Raw genomic sequence first — 16,182 nt, forward strand, 5'->3', positions numbered from 1 at the left:
CGTAGGTGGGGCGGGCCGGGCGGGGGCATGCCGAGGTCCGGCAGTCCTCGCCGCTGCGAGAGTGCCGGACCGAGGCCGAGCGGGGCGCGCCGGGCCTTACTTGACCATGGCCTTCTCGATGTCCTCCAGCACGGACACCGCGGCGAGCGCGCCGCCGAGGCTGGTCCACTTGGAGCCGTCGATCTCGGTCACCGAGCCGGTCTTCACGGCGTCCAGCTGGGCGAAGGCCGGCTTGGCCTGGAGCTCGTCGAGCAGGGTGCCGTCGGCCGGGGTGAGGGTGCCGATGAACAGCCAGTCGCCGTCGATCTCGGAGAGGTTCTCGTCGCTGAGCGGCGTGGAATGGCCCTCGCCCTTCTCCTTCTGGATGCCGGGGCGCTCGAAGCCGAGGTCGTTCAGCACGTCGGAGATGAACACGCCCTGCTGCATCACCGCGGTGCCCTTGGGCGAGTAGCGGGCGACGGAGACCTCCGCGCCGGCCTTGTCGCCCAGCTTGCTCTCCAGGGCCTCGGCCTTGGCGTCGTAGTCGGAGAGGAAGGTCCTGGCCTCGTTCTCCTTGCCGAGCACCTGCCCGGTGATCTCGAGCGCCTTCTTCCAGTTCTTGGTGTCGTCGATGGTGACGACGGTCGGGGCGATCGCCTGGAGCTGCTCGAGCACCTGCTCGTCGGCCATCTGGCCGGCCAGGATGACGTCCGGCTTCGCCTCGACGACCTTCTCGATGTCCGGGCCGGTGACGGCGCCGACGACCGGGATGCCCGCGGCCTGCTCGGTCAGGTAGGCGGGGGCGCCCTGCTGGCCGCGACCCGCGGTGAGGCCGACCGGCTTGACGCCGAGGGCCAGCGAGGAGTCCAGGTCCATCTCGCTGAGCGCGAGCACGCGCTTCGGGGACTCGGGCACCTCGACCTTCTTGCCGGTGGCGTCGGTGACGCTCACCTTCGCGCCCTTGTCGCCGCCCTCCGCGGCACCGTCGGCACCGTCATCGGTGGTCCCTCCGCAGGCGGTCAGCGTCAGCGCGCCCGCGACGGCGGCGACGGTGGCGGCCACCCTGACTCGGGAGATTCGGGCATTCATACGCATGATCGGGCACTCCGGAACATCGAACGGCGAGGGCGGCAAAGGCAGATGCGCGTCACATCCGCCCGGCGTTTCGTAGGTTAGGCTAACCTAATGCTGACTGCGCACGTAGGGGTAGGTGAGCCAACCTCCCCGCCCCGGCCGGCGGGCCGGCCGCCCGGACGCCGCCTGCACCGGCCCACGCTCTGGACGGCCCTCGGTCTCCTGGGCGCGCTCCTGGTCTGTGTCCTGCTGTCGTTGCTCATCGGCACCGGAAACAGTCCCGTCGCCCGCGCCTGGGACTTCCTGCTGGGCGAGCCCTCGGCCCGCGCGGACGCCCAACTCCGGCTGGCCGTGGTCGACGTCCGCCTGCCGCGCACCGTCGCCGCCGTCCTGGTCGGCGCCTCGCTGGGCGTCGCGGGCTGTCTGCTCCAGGCGGCCACCCGCAATCCGCTCGCCGAGACGGGCCTGCTGGGCGTCAACTCCGGCGCGGCGCTGGGCGTGGTCGTCGGTCTCACCTATCTCGGCGTGAAGTCGCCCTACGGCGTGCTGGTGTGCGCGCTGCTCGGCGGGATGACGGCCAGCGCGGTGGTCCTGCTGCTGGCCGCCTCGGGGCGCGCGGCGGGCTCGCCGCTGAAGCTGGTGCTGGCGGGCTCCGCGCTGGGCGCCACCTTCCACGGCATGACCTCGTACGTCCTGCTGGGCACCCGGTCGACCTTCGACGTCTACCGTTACTGGACCATCGGTTCCCTGGCGGGCGTGGAGACCTCCGACACCTACCCGCTGCTGCCGCTGATCGCGCTCGGTCTGCTGATCGCCTACGGCAGTTCACGGCCGCTGGCCGCGCTCGCCCTCGGTGACGACAGCGCCCGTGCCCTCGGCCACCACCCCGGCCGGGTCCGGCTGGTGGTCGCCGTCGCGGTCACCCTGCTGGCCGGCTGCGCCGTCGCCCTGGCCGGGCCGATCGCCTTCCTCGGGCTGCTCGCCCCTTACGTGGCGCGCGCCGTCACCGGTCCGCGCATCGAAGGACAGTTGACGCTCTCCGGGCTGGTCGGGGCATGCGTGATGATCGCGGCGGACATCCTCGCCCGGGTCGTCATCCGTCCCTGGGAGACGCCGGTCAGCGTGCTGCTCGCCTTCATCGGCGGCCCGCTGCTGATCTGGATCGCCCGCTCCCGGCGGTTCTCCACCGCGGGAGGCGCGGCATGACGCTCTCCGGCACGCGCGCGTCCGGTCCCGGCGCGAAGACGCCCGCCCCGGACGCGGGCACGGCCTCCCCCGCCCCCGACGTGACGCCCCCCGACAGCACGGTGGTGCGGGCCGGCCGGATCTCCTGGCTGTTCCCCCGCCGCACCGCCGTGGTCGCCCTCGGTCTGCTGCTGCTCGGCGTGGTCGTGGTCGCGCTGGCCTCGTTCGCCAGCTCCACCGGCATGAGCTTCGCCCGCACCGTCGAGGGCCTTCTCGGCACCGGCGACGCCGCGACGGTGATGCTGGTGCGGGACTTCCGGCTGCCGCGCATCATGGTGGCGCTGCTGGTGGGCGCCGCGCTCGGCATGGCGGGCTGCCTGCTGCAGACCCTGGCCGGCAACCGCCTCGCCACCCCCGACGTGATCGGCGTCAACGAGGGCGCGACCGCCGTGGTGGTGGCCTCCGTGGTCGGCTCCAGCACGGGGACCATCGGCGACTGGTGGCTGGGCCCGTTGGGCGCCGCCGCGGCCGCCGCGCTGGTGGTGCTGTGCGCGGGCGGCGTCGGCACCCGCGGCCACCGGGTGCTGGTGGTCGGCATCGGCGTCTCCACGGTGATCGGCGCCGTCACCGACCTGGTGATGTCCCGGGAGAACGACAACACGGCCGGCGGCGTCTTCCTGTGGACCGTGGGCAGCCTCAACGGCCGTGACTGGTCCGTCGGCACCCCGCTGCTGTGGGTGCTGGTCGTCCTGGTGCCGCTCGCCCTGGCCGCGGGCAACCGGCTCCAGTTGCTGCGGCTGGACGACGAACTCGCCGCGAGCCTCGGCGTCGACCTGCGGCGCACCCGCGGGGCGGCGCTCGCCCTGGCGGTCGCCCTGTCGGGCTGCGCGGTCGGCGTCGGCGGCCCCATCGCCTTCGTCGCGCTGGCCGCGCCGATCGTGGCGTCCCGGCTGGCCGGGCCGACCCGGGTTCCCGTCCTCGGCTCCGCGCTGGCCGGCGCGGTGCTGATCGCGGCGGCGGACGCGCTGGGCCGGGTCGTCGCCCCGGTGGAGATCCCCGTCGGCGTCGTCACCAGCGTGCTCGGCGGGCCCTTCCTGCTGTGGGTGCTGTTCCGCGACAGCTCCGAGACCGTCTGAGCGCCCACGCCCCGTGCCCGCGCCCCGTGTCGTGCCTGAACCCCTGAGAGGAACATCCGTCTTGAGCCCCATGAGCTCCGCCGAGGGCCTCCGCCTGGAGGTCCAGGGCCTGGTCGCCGGGTACGGCGGCCGGCGTGTGGTCGACGGCGTCGACCTGTCGGTGCCCGCCGGGAAGGTCGTCGCGATCGTCGGCCCCAACGGCTGCGGCAAGTCGACCCTGTTGCGCTCCATGGCCAGGCTGCACGACCCCGAGGCCGGCACCGTGCGGGTGGGCGAGGAGGACGTCCGGAAGCTGAAGCGCCGCACCGCCGCCCGCCGCATCGGCCTGCTGCCGCAGGCGCCCACCGCGCCCGAGGCGGTCACCGTGGCGGGGCTGGTGCGCTACGGCCGTCACCCGCACCAGGGGCTGCTGCGCCAGTGGTCCCGCGAGGACGAGGCCGCGGTGCGCGCCGCCCTGGAGGCCACCGGCACGCTGGAGCTGGCCGGCCACAGGGTGGACCGCCTCTCCGGTGGCCAGCGGCAGCGCTGCTGGCTGGCGGTGGTGCTGGCCCAGGAGACGCCGGTGGTGCTCCTCGACGAGCCGACCTCCGCCCTCGACCTCGGCCACGCGGTGGACGTCCTGGAACTGGTGCGCGAGGTCGCCGCCGCCGGGCGCACGGTGGTGATGGTCCTCCACGACCTCGCGCTGGCCGCGCGGTACGCCGACACGGTGGTCGCCATGAAGGAGGGCAGGGTCGTCGCCGAGGGGGCGCCCCGCGAGGTCGTCACCGCCGCCCTGGTGAAGGAGCTGTACGGCGTCGACGCCGACATCCTCACCGCCCCGGGCGACGGCTCCCCCGTCGTCGTCCCCGCGGCCCGCGTCCCGGCCGACCGACCCTGATCCCGGCGGCCGTAGGCTCGCGAAAACGGGGTGAAACGCGCATCCGGCCCGGTTAGGTTCGGGGCATGACCACCTCCCGCGCCGCGCACATCGCCATGTTCTCCATCGCCGCCCACGGCCACGTGAACCCGAGCCTGGAAGTGATCCGGGAGTTGGTAGGGCGCGGGCATCGCGTCAGCTACGCGATCCCACCGGTCTTCGCGGAGAAGGTCGCCGTCACCGGCGCGGAGGTCAGGCCCTGGAACTCCACCCTGCCCTCCCCGGAGGACCCGCCGGAGGCCTGGGGTTCCACCCTGCTGGACAACGTCGAGCCGTTCCTCGACGACGCGATCCAGGCGCTCCCGCAGCTCGAGGCGGCCTACGAGGGCGACCGGCCCGACCTGGTGCTGTACGACATCGCGGCCTACCCCGCGCGCGTCCTCGCCCACCGCTGGGGCGTGCCCGCGGTCTGCCTCTCCCCCGCCATGGTCGCCTGGGAGGGGTACGAGAAGGAGGTGGGCGAGCCGCTGTGGGAGGAACCTCGGAGGACGCCGCGCGGGCAGGCCTACTACGCCCGGTTCCAGAAGTGGCTGGACGACCACGGCGTGCCGCTGGACCCGGACACCTTCGGCGGGCGCCCCGACCGGGCCCTGGTCCTCATCCCCAAGGCCCTGCAGCCCAACGCCGACCGGGTGAACGAGGACGTCTACGCCTTCGTCGGCGCCTGCCAGGACGAGGCGGCGGCGCAGGCCGGCTGGGAGCGCCCGGCCGGGGCCGCGAAGGTCGTCCTGGTGTCGCTCGGCTCCGCCTTCACCAAGCGGCCCGACTTCTACCGGGAGTGCGTGCAGGCGTTCGGCGACCTGCCCGGCTGGCACACGGTGCTGCAGATCGGCAGGCACGTCGACCCGGCGGAACTGGGCGCGGTGCCCGCCTCGGTGGAGGTCCACGACTGGGTGCCGCAGCGCGCGATCCTCGCCGAGGCCGACCTGTTCGTCACCCACGCGGGCGCCGGCGGCAGCCAGGAGGGCCTGGCGAGCGCCACCCCGATGATCGCGGTCCCGCAGGCGGCGGACCAGTTCATGAACGCGGACGCGCTCGCGGGCCTCGGCGTCGCCCGGCATCTCCCCGCGGAGGAGGCCACCGCCGAGTCGCTGCGCGCGGCGGCCCTGGACCTGGTCGACGACCCCGAGGTGGCCGCCCGCCTGTCCGCGATCCGCGCGGAGATGGCCGAGGAGGGCGGCACCCGGCGCGCCGCCGACCTGATCGAGGCGGAGCTGCCCGGCGGTGAGGGCCTCTCCGTCTGATCATGCGGCGCGGCCCGGAAACCGAGGAGCCCTCACCGAGGCCGCACCGCCCGACGGCCCGCCCGCCAAGGCCTTGCCCGCCCACCGAGGCATCGGCCGTCCGTCATCGCATCGGCCGTCCGCCGGGGCGTCGGCCCGGCTCCGAGGCGTGGCAGGCCCTCCGGGGCGAGAGACGTCCGCCGCGGGCCGGTCAGCGTGGGAGCGCGTCGACGGCCGCCTGCCACGGGTACGCGGCCACGTCGTCCTCGCGCGGCGGATGCGGCACGAACCCGCCCTCGCCCAGGAGCACCCGCACGCCCGCCTCCCGCAGGAACGCCACGTGCCGGGCGACAGCGGGGTGGGCGGCGAGGGCGTCGTTGAAGTACGGCAGGGCCACGGCCGGCAGTCCGCGGCCGAGCCCTTCGGTGAGCGCGAGCAGGGCCCGGCTGTCGCACATCGCGCAGGCCCAGCGGGCCAGCGAGTTGACAGTGAGCGGGGCGGCGAGCAGGGCGTCCGGCGCGGGCAGGGCGTCGTCCGCGCCGGCGCCGTACTCCCAGCGCACCGACGCCCCGGTGCGGGCCGCGAGGGCGTCCGGGTCCCCCACCCACCGGCGGGCGGCGGGCGTCAGCAGCACGCACACCCGCCAGCCGGCCTCCCGCGCGAGGCGCACCCCCACGTCCAGCCGGTCCAGCGGCGGCGCGGCGCAGCCGATCACGTACAGCGTCCTGGTCGTCGTCACCCGTGCAGTCCACACCGGGCCGCCAACTCCCGGCAAGCACAGGGGTTCCGCCGTAGGGTGACGCCATGACGAGGTATGCGGCCCTGCTGCGCGGGGTGAACGTGGGCGGCGGCCGGAAGATGCCGATGGCCGAACTGCGGGCCGTGCTCGAGGAGCTCGGGCACGAGGACGTGCGGACGTACCTGCAGAGCGGCCAGGCGGTGTTCACCGCCGCGGGCGGCGACGAGGAGGCGCTGGCCGCGGAGCTGGGCGCCGCGCTGGAGAAGCGGTTCTCCTACGCCTGCGACGTGCTGGTCCGCGACCACGCCTACCTGGCCGGCGTCGTCGCCGATTGCCCTTTCCCGGCAGCCGAGTTGGAGGGCAAGCAGCTGCACGTCACCTTCCTCGACCGGGCCGTGGAGGAGGACCGGTACGCGGAGGTGGACCGCGAGGCGTTCCTCCCGGAGCAGTTCCGCCTCGGCGACCGGGCCGTCTACCTGTACCTCCCGGACGGCATGGGCCGCTCCAAGCTCGCCGTCCAGCTGTCCAGGCCCCGTCTGGTGAAGGGCCTGACCGCCACCACCCGCAACTGGAACACGGTCCTGAAACTGGCCGAGCTGACTGCGGCGCCCTGAGGCGCCGTCACGCCCCCAGCGCGCTCAGCGCGGGGAGGCGGGCCGCGTCGTAGCGGGCGAGGAGGACCCGGGCGACCTCGGGGGACGGGCCGAGGACGCCCGCGAGGACGTCGGCCCCGGCGGACGCGGCGCCGGCCGCGATGCGGTCGGGGAGGCGGCCGGGGGCCAGGACGTAGGGCGCGACGGCCACCCGTGCGCAGCCGGCGGCGCGGAGCCGCCGTACCGCGTCCTCGGTGCGGGGGAAGCCCTCGGGAGATGCCGCGGAGGCGAACGCGGGTCGCACGGCGCACCAACCGGTGTGCCGCAGCTCCCGCGCGATTTCAGCGATCACCGCGATCGCCTCCGGGTCCGTGGAGCCCGCCGACGCGAGGACGATCCCCGTGGCGGGCCTGTCGGCGGGGGTGAGCCCCGCCTCGTGCAGCCGACGCTCCAGCGCCGCGAGGAGCAGCGGGTCGGGGCCCAGCACCTCGGCGGTGGTGATCCGCAGCCGGGCCGGGGCCTGGCGGAGCACGGCCGGGATGTCGGCCTTGGCGTGGAAGGCGCGGGTGAGCAGCAGCGGCTGGGCGACCACGTCGCGCACCCCCTCGGCGGCCAGCGACTCCAGCGCCCCGGTCACCGAGGGCACGTTGAAGTCGAGGAACGAGGTCTCCACCCGCAGGCCGGGCCGCTGTTCCCGCACCCGCTCCACCAGGGCGTGGACGGTCGCGGCGTGGCGCGGGTCGCGGCTTCCGTGGGCGATGACCAGCAGGACGGGGCGGGCGGAGGCGTGGTGCATGGCAGGACCGTTCAGCTCTTGACGAGGAGGCCGCGGCCGCGCAGGATCCGCCGCTCCAGGGGACTGAAGATCAGCAGGTCGATGGCGATGCCGACGACCAGGATCAGGATGATGGCGAGGAAGACCAGCGACATGGAGGAGGCGTTGCGGCCGTTCTCCAGCAACTGGCCCAGCCCGATGCCGAGATCGGGCGAGGAGGCGATGATCTCGGCGGCCATCAGGGAGCGCCAGGAGAACGCCCAGCCCTGCTTCATGCCGGCCACGTAGCCGGGCAGCGCGGCCGGCATCACGATGTGCCAGGCGCCCTTCAGCCCGGTGGCGCCCAGGGTGCGGCCGGCCCGCAGGAACAGCGGGGGCACCTGGTCGACGCCGGAGACGAGTCCGTTCGCGATGGAGGGCACCGCGCCGAGCAGGATCACCGTGTACATCATGGAGTTGTTCAGGCCGAGCCAGATGACGGCCGGCGGCACCCAGGCGACCGAGGGCAGCGACTGGAGGCCGGAGAGGATCGGTCCGATCGCGGCGCGCACGAACTTCACCCGGGCGACGAGCAGTCCGAGCGGCGTGCCGATGACGAGCGCCAGCAGGAAGCCGAGCAGGCCGCGGGAGACGCTGGTCCAGATGTAGCCGAGCAGTTCGCCCTGGAGCCAGGACTCCTCGATCTCGGCCCACACGTCCGCGGGCGCGGGCAGCTTGGTCGGGTCGTCGACGATCTTCAGCGAGACCAGGAGCTGCCAGACCAGGACGACGAGCAGCACGGCGACGACCGGCGGGAGGACCTTCTGCAGCAGGGTCTGCCGCAGCGGGGTGCGCCCGGTCTCCACCGACTCCAGGGCGTCCAGGCCCGCCTCGAGTCCGGCGGTGTCGTCCGCCTGCCGGTCTTCACTGGTGACGGCGGTGGTGTCAGTGCTGGCCATGTCGGCGGATCTCCCCACGGAGTTGTTCGGTGATCTCCAGTGACAGCTCCGCGACCGCGGCGTCCTCGATGCGGCGCGGGTACGGGATGTCGACGCGCCATTCGCGGGCGATCCGGCCGGGCCGGGAGGAGAGCAGCACCACCCGCTGGGCGAGCCGCACCGCCTCGCGCACGTTGTGGGTCACGAAGAGGACCGAGAGGTTGGTCTCCCGCCAGATGCGGGTGAGTTCGTCGTGCAGCACGTCGCGGGTGATGGCGTCGAGCGCGGCGAACGGCTCGTCCATCAGCAGCAGCCGGCTGTCCTGGGCGAGCGCGCGGGCCAGGGCGACGCGCTGGCGCATGCCGCCGGACAGCTCGTGCACGCGCTTGTCGTAGGCGCCCTTGAGCCGGACCAGCTCGAGGAGTTCCTCGGCACGCTCGCGACGCAGGTTCTTCTCGACCCCCCGCAGCTTCAGGGCGAGTTCGATGTTCTTCCCGGCGGTCAGCCAGGGGAACAGGGCGTGCTCCTGGAACATCAGGGCGGGGCGCCCGTCGGTGGTGATGTCGCCCGCGGTGGGCCGGTCGAGGCCGGCCACCAGGTTGAGCAGGGTGGACTTGCCGCAGCCGGACGCCCCGAGGAGGGTGACGAACTCGCCGGGGGCGACGTCGAGGGTGATGTCGTCCAGCACGAGCTGGGTTCCGGTGGGCCCGGCGAAGGACTTGGAGACGTGCTCGATGCGCGCGGCACTGCGGACGTCGGTCCGGTGGTCCTCGGCCGTGGCGAGGGTGATGGTCGCCATGGTCACCTCCTGGGGAAAGCTCACGGGTGGGTGGGGTCGTTCGGCGCGGCCGCCGGTGCCGCCGCGGTCAGCCGGCACCGAGGCCTGCGTCGTCGACGGCGGGCTTCCCCGCCTGTTTCAGGACCGCGTTGAGCGGGCGCAGGTCGTAGATGCCGTCCAGCAGCGGGCTCTCGAGCAGTCCGGCGTCCACGGCGTGGGCCGCCTGGGTCTCGAGGGTGGCGGCCAGCGGGTCGTCGGTGACCTGGATCGACTCCCACGCGGGGTCGAGGATCTCGGCGGGCAGCGCCTTGCCGGAGTCCTCCTCCAGCTGGGCGTTGGCGGCCTGCTTGGCGTCGGCGGGGTGGGCGTCGATCCACGCGTTGGTCTTCACGGACGCCCGCAGCACCGCCTCGACGGCCTCGGGGTGCTCGGCGAGGAACGTCTGCGAGACGACGATGTTGGTGATCACGAACTTCTGGTCCGGCCACAGGCTGCTCTCGTCGAGGAGCACCTCGCCGCCCTCGGCGACCAGCTTGGAGGCGGTCGGCTCGGGCACCCAGGCGCCGTCGATCGAGCCGGACGCGAAGGCGCCCGGGGTCACCCGGTTGTCGGAGCGGACGACGGAGACGTCGCCCTTGCCGCTCTGCGCGTCGGCCGTCCAGCCCTGCTCGGAGATCCAGTGGAGGAAGGCCACGTCCTGGGTGTTGCCGAGCTGCGGGGTGGCGATCCGCTTGCCCTTGACGTCCGCGAGCGACCCGATCCTCTTCGGGTCGACCACCAGCTTGACGCCGCCGGACGCGGAACCGCCGATGATCCGCAGGTTCTTGCCCTCCGACCTGGTGAAGCCGTTGATCGCCGGGGAGGGTCCGATCCAGGCGACATCGACGGAGCCGGAGTTGAGCGCCTCGATCGCGGACGGGCCGGCGCCGAAGACGTGGTACGAGGCCTCGGTGCCGCCGAGTTCCTGCTGGAAGAAGCCCTTCCGGTGGGCGACCAGCGGGGTGGCGTGCGTGAGGTTGCCGAAGTAGCCGATGCGCACGGTGTCCAGGCCGTCGGTCTTCTCCCCCACCGGGACGACGTCGGACGCGTCGTCCTTCGCCTGCGAGCCGTAGCCGCAGGCGCCGAGCGCCAGCAGCGGCAGCACGGCCGCCACGGCGAGGCCCCGGCGGAACAGGGAGCGGTTGGCAGGCACGGGAGGGTGTCCTCTCGGTGGCCCGGCGGTCACCGCCTGTCGTCGTGTCAGGCGGTGGCCGGGAGGCGGTCGGGTCTTCGTTCGGTGCGGAGTCGGTGGTGCCGGACGTGCCGGGTGCGGCCCGCACATCGGGCGACTCCGCCCTGCCCGCTGCCGAGGGTGCCGCTGCCGACGCGGCCGCCCTCCTTGGCGAACGTGTCGAAGAAACCGGGGGTGTTCATGGTCAGAAGTCCCACCCGTCCTCGTCCGCCCGGGCCGCCTCGGTGACCTGCTTGGCGGAGGCGAAGGAGTCACCGGCCATACCGGCGGTGAGCGTGGAGCCGTCGGCCGGGTCGATCAGGATGAACGCCCCGGTGGTGCGGGAGGTCTCGTAGGCGTCCAGCGGCAGCGGCTCGGCGGTGCGCAGGACGACGCGGCCGATGTCGTTGGCGGCGAGCTGCCCGGGCCTGGGGTGCAGGGAGAGGTCGTCCAGGGTGAGCCGGGAGGGGATCTCCTTGACGACGGCCTTCACGGTGCGGGTGCCGTGCTTGAGCAGCACCCGGTGGCCCTCGGTGAGCGGCCGGTCGGCGACGTGGCAGACGGTGGCCTCGACGTCCTGGCCGGCGGCGGGGGCGTCCTGGCTCGGGGCGATCAGGTCGCCGCGGGAGATGTCCAGGTCGTCCTCGAGCAGCAGGGTCACCGACTGGGGCGCGCGGGCGCTCTCCACCGGCACGCCGAGCAGGTCGATGCCGGAGATCCGGGTGGTGCGGCCGGAGGACAGCACGGTGACCTCCTGGCCGACGCGGAACGAGCCGGCCGCGATCTGGCCCGCGTAGCCGCGGTAGTCGGGGTGCTCGGCGGTCTGCGGGCGGATCACGTACTGCACGGGCAGCCGGGCCGGGAGCGTGTCCACGATGCCGTCGACTCGCACGGTCTCCAGGTGCTCCAGCACGGTGGGGCCGCCGTACCAGTCCATGTGGGCGGAGGGTTCGACGACGTTGTCGCCGACCAGCGCCGAGATGGGGACGGTGGTCACCTCGGGCACGCCCAGCTCGGTGGCGTAGGCGGTGAACTCCTCGGCGATGGCCGCGAACACCGGCTCCGCGTAGTCGACCAGGTCCATCTTGTTGACGGCCAGCACGACGTGCGGGACGCGCAGCAGGGCGGCGATGGCGGCGTGCCGCCGGGTCTGCTCCACGACCCCGTTGCGGGCGTCCACCAGGATCACCGTGAGGTCGGCGGTGGAGGCGCCGGTGACCATGTTGCGGGTGTACTGCACGTGGCCGGGGGTGTCGGCGAGGATGAACCGCCGCCGCGGCGTGGCGAAGTAACGGTACGCCACGTCGATCGTGATGCCCTGCTCCCGCTCGGCGCGCAGACCGTCGGTGAGCAGCGCCAGGTCGGGCGCGTCCTGGCCGCGGCTCGCGGAGGCCCGCTCGACGGCCTCGAGCTGGTCGGCGAGCACCGACTTGGAGTCGTGCAGCAGCCGGCCCACCAGGGTGGACTTGCCGTCGTCGACGGATCCGGCGGTGGCGAACCGCAGCAGCGTGGTGGGTTCGGCGGCCTGTGCGGCCTGCTCGGTGGTGGTCGTCATGGTTAGAAGTACCCCTCGCGCTTGCGGTCTTCCATCGCTGCCTCGGAGAGCTTGTCGTCGGCGCGGGTCGCGCCGCGCTCGGTGAGACGGGAGGCCGCGATCTCGGCGATCACCTGGTCCAGCGTGGCGGCGTCGGAGTCGACGGCGCCGGTGCACGACATGTCGCCGACGGTCCGGTAGCGGACCTGGCGGAACTCGAGGGGCTCGCCGTCCTTGGCGCCGCCCCAGTCGCCGGCCGTCAGCCACATGCCGTTGCGCTGGAAGACCTCGCGCTCGTGGGCGAAGTAGATGGCCGGCAGCTCGATGCCCTCGCGCTTGATGTACTGCCAGACGTCCAGCTCGGTCCAGTTGGAGAGCGGGAAGACCCGGACGTGCTCGCCGGGGGCGTGCCGGCCGTTGTACAGGTTCCACAGCTCGGGGCGCTGACGGCGCGGGTCCCACTGGGAGAACTCGTCGCGCAGGGAGAAGACGCGCTCCTTGGCGCGGGCCTTCTCCTCGTCGCGGCGGCCTCCGCCGAAGACCGCGTCGAACTTCTCGCTCTGGATGGTCTCGGTCAGCGGGACCGTCTGGAGCGGGTTGCGGGTGCCGTCGGGGCGTTCGCGGAGCACACCGCGGTCGATGTAGTCCTGGACCGAGGCCACATGGAGGCGCAGTCCATGTTCGGCGACCACACGGTCGCGGTACTCGAGGACCTCGGGGAAGTTGTGTCCGGTGTCCACATGAAGCAGCGCGAAGGGCACCGGCGCGGGCGCGAACGCCTTGAGCGCCAGGTGCAGCATCACGATGGAGTCCTTGCCGCCGGAGAAGAGGATCACCGGCCGTTCGAACTCGCCCGCGACCTCGCGGAAGATGTGCACGGCCTCGGACTCGAGCACGTCGAGGTGGCCGAGCGGGCCCTGGCCCGCGGCGGTGTCGCGGAGTGCGGCGACGGTGGTCATGCCAGGCCCCTTTCGGTGAGAGCTGCGTGGACGGCGGCGGCGGACTCGGCGACGGTCTGGTCCTGCGACTCGATGCGCAGGTCCGGGGTCTCGGGCGCCTCGTACGGGTCGTCGACGCCGGTGAGCCCGGATATCTCGCCGGCCGCCTGCTTGGCGTACAGGCCCTTCACGTCGCGCACCGAGCAGACGTCGAGCGGGGTGGCGACGTGCACCTCCAGGTAGGGGGTGCCGCCGGCCTCGTGGCGCTTGCGGACGGCGTCCCGGCTGTCGGCGTAGGGCGCGATCACCGGCACCAGCGTGGTCACGCCGTTGCGGGAGAGCAGTTCGGCGAGGAAGCCGATGCGCTGGACATTGGTGTGACGGTCCTCGCGGCTGAAGCCGAGGCCCGCCGAGAGGAACTCGCGGATCTCGTCGCCGTCGAGGACCTCCACGCGGTGTCCCTCCGCGCGCAGGCGCCCGGCCAGCTCCAGGGCGATCGTGGTCTTGCCGGCGCTCGGCAGACCCGTCAGCCAGACGGTGGCTCCGCTCACGTGCTCGTTCTCCTTGGTGGTCGCTTGCCCCGGTGCCCGGGTGCCGCCGGTCATCCGTGCAGCCCGCACTCGGTCTTGCCGCGCCCGGCCCAGCGGCCGGCCCGGGCGTCCTCGCCCTCCAGCACCCGGCGGGTGCAGGGCGCGCAGCCGACGGAGGCGTAACCGTCCATCAGCAGCGGGTTGGTGAGCACACCGTGCTCGGCGACGTAGGCGTCGACGTCGTCCTGGGTCCAGCGCGCGATGGGCGAGATCTTGACCTTGCCGCGCCTGTCGTCCCAGCCGACGACGGGCGTGTTCGCCCGGGTCGGGGACTCGTCGCGGCGCAGGCCGGTCGCCCAGGCCTGGTAGCCCTGGAGGCCCCGCTCGAGCGGCTGAACCTTGCGCAGCTTGCAGCACAGGTCCGGGTCGCGGTCGTGCAGCTTCGGCCCGTACTCGGCGTCCTGCTCGGCGACGGTCTGCCGCGGGGTGAGGGTGAGGACGTTGACGTTCATCACGGCCTCGACGGCGTCCCGGGTGCCGATGGTCTCCTCGAAGTGGTAGCCGGTGTCGAGGAAGACGACGTCGACGCCGGGCTTCACCCGGGAGGCGAGGTGGGCCACCACCGCGTCCTCCATGGAGGAGGTCACGCAGAAGCGGTCGCCGAAGGTCTCGACGGCCCAGCGCACGATGTCCAGGGCGGAGGCGTCCTCGAGCTCGCGGCCCGCCCGCTCGGCGAGCGCCTTGAGCTCCTCGGCGGTGCGCTGCTCCTGTGCCGTGGTCATGTCCCCTCCTGCTGCGTGTCCTTCTGGAAGCCGCGGGCGAGCAGCCCGAGGAACTTCAGTTGGAATGCGCGGTTGCACGCCCCGCATTCCCAACTGCCGTGCCCTGTCTCTCCCGGCCTGAGGTCCTCGTCCCCGCAGTAGGGGCAGTGGAAGGGGGCCGCCCGCTCGCTCACGACAGGTCCCCCTCGGCGGCGCGGGTCGTCCAGGCGGCGAACCGCTCGCCGGGCTCGCGCTGCTCCAGGTAACGGCGCAGCACCCGCTCGATGTAGTCGGGGAGTTCGGCGGAGGTGACCTTCAGGCCGCGGACCTTGCGGCCGAACCCGGCCTGGAGCCCGAGGGCGCCGCCGAGGTGGACCTGGTAGCCCTCGACCTGCTGTCCGGTCTCGTCGAGCACCAGCTGGCCCTTGAGCCCGATGTCGGCGACCTGGATGCGGGCGCAGGCGTTGGGGCAGCCGTTGAGGTTGATGGTCAGCGGCTCGTCGAACTCCGGGAGGCGGCGCTCGAGTTCGTCGATCAGCGCGGCGCCGCGCGCCTTGGTCTCGACGATGGCGAGCTTGCAGAACTCGATGCCGGTGCAGGCCATGGTGCCGCGGCGGAACGAGGAGGCCTCGACGACGAGGTCGAGCGCGCGCAGCCCCTCGGTCAGTGAGGCGACCTGCTCCTCGGCCACGTCCAGCACGATCATCTTCTGCTCGACCGTGGTGCGCAGCCGCCCGGAGCCGTGTGCCGCGGCCAGGTCGGCGATCTTGGTGAGGGTGGCGCCGTCCACACGGCCGACGCGCGGGGCGAAGCCGACGTAGTAGCGGCCGTCCTTCTGCCGGTGCACGCCGACGTGGTCACGCCAGCGCTCCACCGGCTCCGCGGGGGCCGGACCGTCGGCCAGCTCGCGCTTCAGGTACTCGTCCTGGAGCACCTGACGGAACTTCTCCGGGCCCCAGTCGGCGACCAGGAACTTCAGGCGGGCGCGGTTGCGCAGCCGGCGGTAGCCGTAGTCGCGGAAGATCGAGATGACGCCCTCGAGGACGTCCGGCACCTCGTCCAGCGGCACCCAGGCGCCCAGCCGGACACCGAGCTTGGGGTTGGTGGAGAGGCCGCCGCCGACCCACAGGTCGAAGCCGGGGCCGAGCTCCGGGTGGCGCACGCCGACGAAGGCGATGTCGTTGATCTCGTGCGCCACGTCCAGGAGCGGGGAGCCGGAGATCGCGGTCTTGAACTTGCGCGGCAGGTTGGAGTAGGCGGGGTTGCCGACGACGCGGCGGTGGGCCTCCTCCAGGGCGGGGGTGCCGTCGATGATCTCATCCTCGGCGATGCCGGCCACCGGGGAGCCGAGGAAGGCGCGCGGGGTGTCGCCGCAGGCCTCGGTGGTGGACAGGCCCACCGCCTCCAGGCGGTTCCAGATCTCCGGGACGTCCTCGATGCGGATCCAGTGCAGCTGGATGTTCTGCCGGTCGGTGATGTCCGCGGTGCCGCGGGCGAACTCCTGGGAGATCTCCCCGATGACGCGCAGCTGCTCGGTGGTGAGACGGCCTCCGTCGATGCGGACACGGAGCATGAAGTAGCTGTCGTCCAGCTCCTCCGGCTCCAGGATCGCGGTCTTGCCGCCGTCGATCCCGGGGCGGCGCTGGGTGTACAGACCCCACCAACGCATGCGGCCCCGGAGGTCGTTGGGATCGATGGAGTCGAATCCGCGCTTGGAGTAGATCGTCTCAATGCGTGTCCGCACATTGAGACCGTCGTCGTCCTTCTTGAACTGCTCGTTCCCGTTGAGCGGGGTGAAGTGTCCGGCGGCCCACTGACCCTCGCCGCGGTGTCGGCTCACCTTGCGGCGGGAGGCGGCGGGATTCTGGGGCGTGGCTGCCATGGTTCACAG

At 73.1% G+C, this 16,182-nt stretch carries 17 protein-coding genes; 5 read left to right on the forward strand and 12 right to left on the reverse strand.

What is annotated here, in order from left to right:
- Positions 1–96: 96 nt before the first annotated feature.
- Positions 97–1,068, reverse strand: a complete 972-nt coding sequence (locus ABT026_RS28475) for an ABC transporter substrate-binding protein (protein ID WP_351118042.1) — start codon at positions 1,066–1,068, stop codon at positions 97–99.
- Positions 1,069–1,164: 96 nt separating this feature from the next.
- Between ABT026_RS28475 and ABT026_RS28480 the strand changes: the two genes are divergently transcribed.
- From ABT026_RS28480 to mgt, 4 genes are all read left to right on the forward strand, one after another.
- A complete protein-coding gene (locus ABT026_RS28480; protein ID WP_351118043.1) occupies positions 1,165–2,259 on the forward strand; it encodes a FecCD family ABC transporter permease in 1,095 nt (364 codons plus the stop codon).
- Positions 2,256–3,374, forward strand: a complete 1,119-nt coding sequence (locus ABT026_RS28485; RefSeq protein WP_351118044.1) for a FecCD family ABC transporter permease — start codon at positions 2,256–2,258, stop codon at positions 3,372–3,374. The genes ABT026_RS28480 and ABT026_RS28485 overlap by 4 nt, the downstream gene beginning before the upstream one ends.
- A 70-nt stretch (positions 3,375–3,444) precedes the next feature.
- A complete protein-coding gene (locus ABT026_RS28490; protein ID WP_351118073.1) occupies positions 3,445–4,254 on the forward strand; it encodes an ABC transporter ATP-binding protein in 810 nt (269 codons plus the stop codon).
- A 65-nt stretch (positions 4,255–4,319) separates the two neighbouring features.
- Positions 4,320–5,537 (forward strand): macrolide-inactivating glycosyltransferase, encoded by a 1,218-nt coding sequence (gene mgt, locus ABT026_RS28495; protein ID WP_351118045.1) that lies wholly within the window; start codon positions 4,320–4,322, stop codon positions 5,535–5,537.
- Between the two features lie 190 nt (positions 5,538–5,727).
- Here the strand turns inward: mgt and ABT026_RS28500 are convergent, their stop codons facing one another.
- Positions 5,728–6,255 carry a flavoprotein gene (locus ABT026_RS28500; RefSeq protein ID WP_351118046.1) on the reverse strand — a complete coding sequence of 176 codons (528 nt, stop codon included), beginning with the start codon at positions 6,253–6,255 and terminating at the stop codon, positions 5,728–5,730.
- 65 nt (positions 6,256–6,320) lie between these two features.
- On the opposite strand from ABT026_RS28500, the gene ABT026_RS28505 reads away from it, so the two are divergent.
- On the forward strand, positions 6,321–6,869 hold the full coding sequence (locus ABT026_RS28505; RefSeq protein WP_351118047.1) for a DUF1697 domain-containing protein: 549 nt from the start codon (positions 6,321–6,323) through the stop codon (positions 6,867–6,869).
- A gap of 7 nt (positions 6,870–6,876) precedes the next feature.
- Here ABT026_RS28505 and ABT026_RS28510 read toward each other — a convergent pair whose 3' ends face one another.
- The 10 genes from ABT026_RS28510 to ABT026_RS28555 all read right to left on the reverse strand — a co-directional run bounded on the left by ABT026_RS28510 (position 6,877) and on the right by ABT026_RS28555 (position 16,173).
- A complete protein-coding gene (locus ABT026_RS28510) occupies positions 6,877–7,644 on the reverse strand; it encodes a sirohydrochlorin chelatase (RefSeq protein ID WP_351118048.1) in 768 nt (255 codons plus the stop codon).
- Positions 7,645–7,655: 11 nt separating this feature from the next.
- Positions 7,656–8,561, reverse strand: a complete 906-nt coding sequence (locus tag ABT026_RS28515) for an ABC transporter permease (RefSeq protein WP_351118049.1) — start codon at positions 8,559–8,561, stop codon at positions 7,656–7,658.
- Positions 8,548–9,339: an ABC transporter ATP-binding protein gene (locus ABT026_RS28520; RefSeq protein ID WP_351118051.1), complete on the reverse strand. Its 792-nt coding sequence runs from the start codon at positions 9,337–9,339 to the stop codon at positions 8,548–8,550. The genes ABT026_RS28515 and ABT026_RS28520 overlap by 14 nt, the downstream gene beginning before the upstream one ends.
- 67 nt (positions 9,340–9,406) lie before the next feature.
- Positions 9,407–10,510 (reverse strand): ABC transporter substrate-binding protein, encoded by a 1,104-nt coding sequence (locus ABT026_RS28525; protein WP_351118052.1) that lies wholly within the window; start codon positions 10,508–10,510, stop codon positions 9,407–9,409.
- A 47-nt stretch (positions 10,511–10,557) separates the two neighbouring features.
- Positions 10,558–10,731 (reverse strand): hypothetical protein, encoded by a 174-nt coding sequence (locus ABT026_RS28530; RefSeq protein WP_351118074.1) that lies wholly within the window; start codon positions 10,729–10,731, stop codon positions 10,558–10,560.
- A gap of 2 nt (positions 10,732–10,733) precedes the next feature.
- Positions 10,734–12,083 (reverse strand): sulfate adenylyltransferase subunit 1, encoded by a 1,350-nt coding sequence (locus tag ABT026_RS28535; RefSeq protein WP_351118053.1) that lies wholly within the window; start codon positions 12,081–12,083, stop codon positions 10,734–10,736.
- A gap of 2 nt (positions 12,084–12,085) precedes the next feature.
- Positions 12,086–13,021: a sulfate adenylyltransferase subunit CysD gene (gene cysD / locus ABT026_RS28540; protein WP_351118054.1), complete on the reverse strand. Its 936-nt coding sequence runs from the start codon at positions 13,019–13,021 to the stop codon at positions 12,086–12,088.
- Positions 13,018–13,605, reverse strand: a complete 588-nt coding sequence (cysC, locus tag ABT026_RS28545; RefSeq protein ID WP_351118055.1) for an adenylyl-sulfate kinase — start codon at positions 13,603–13,605, stop codon at positions 13,018–13,020. Before cysC ends, cysD begins: the two co-directional genes overlap by 4 nt.
- Positions 13,602–14,312 (reverse strand): phosphoadenylyl-sulfate reductase, encoded by a 711-nt coding sequence (locus ABT026_RS28550; RefSeq protein ID WP_351118056.1) that lies wholly within the window; start codon positions 14,310–14,312, stop codon positions 13,602–13,604. The genes cysC and ABT026_RS28550 overlap by 4 nt, the downstream gene beginning before the upstream one ends.
- A gap of 169 nt (positions 14,313–14,481) precedes the next feature.
- Positions 14,482–16,173 carry a nitrite/sulfite reductase gene (locus ABT026_RS28555; RefSeq protein WP_351118057.1) on the reverse strand — a complete coding sequence of 564 codons (1,692 nt, stop codon included), beginning with the start codon at positions 16,171–16,173 and terminating at the stop codon, positions 14,482–14,484.
- Between the last annotated feature and the right edge of the window lie 9 nt (positions 16,174–16,182).

This window comes from Streptomyces sp. NPDC002734, assembly GCF_040295685.1.
In the GTDB taxonomy this organism is placed as follows: domain Bacteria; phylum Actinomycetota; class Actinomycetes; order Streptomycetales; family Streptomycetaceae; genus Streptomyces.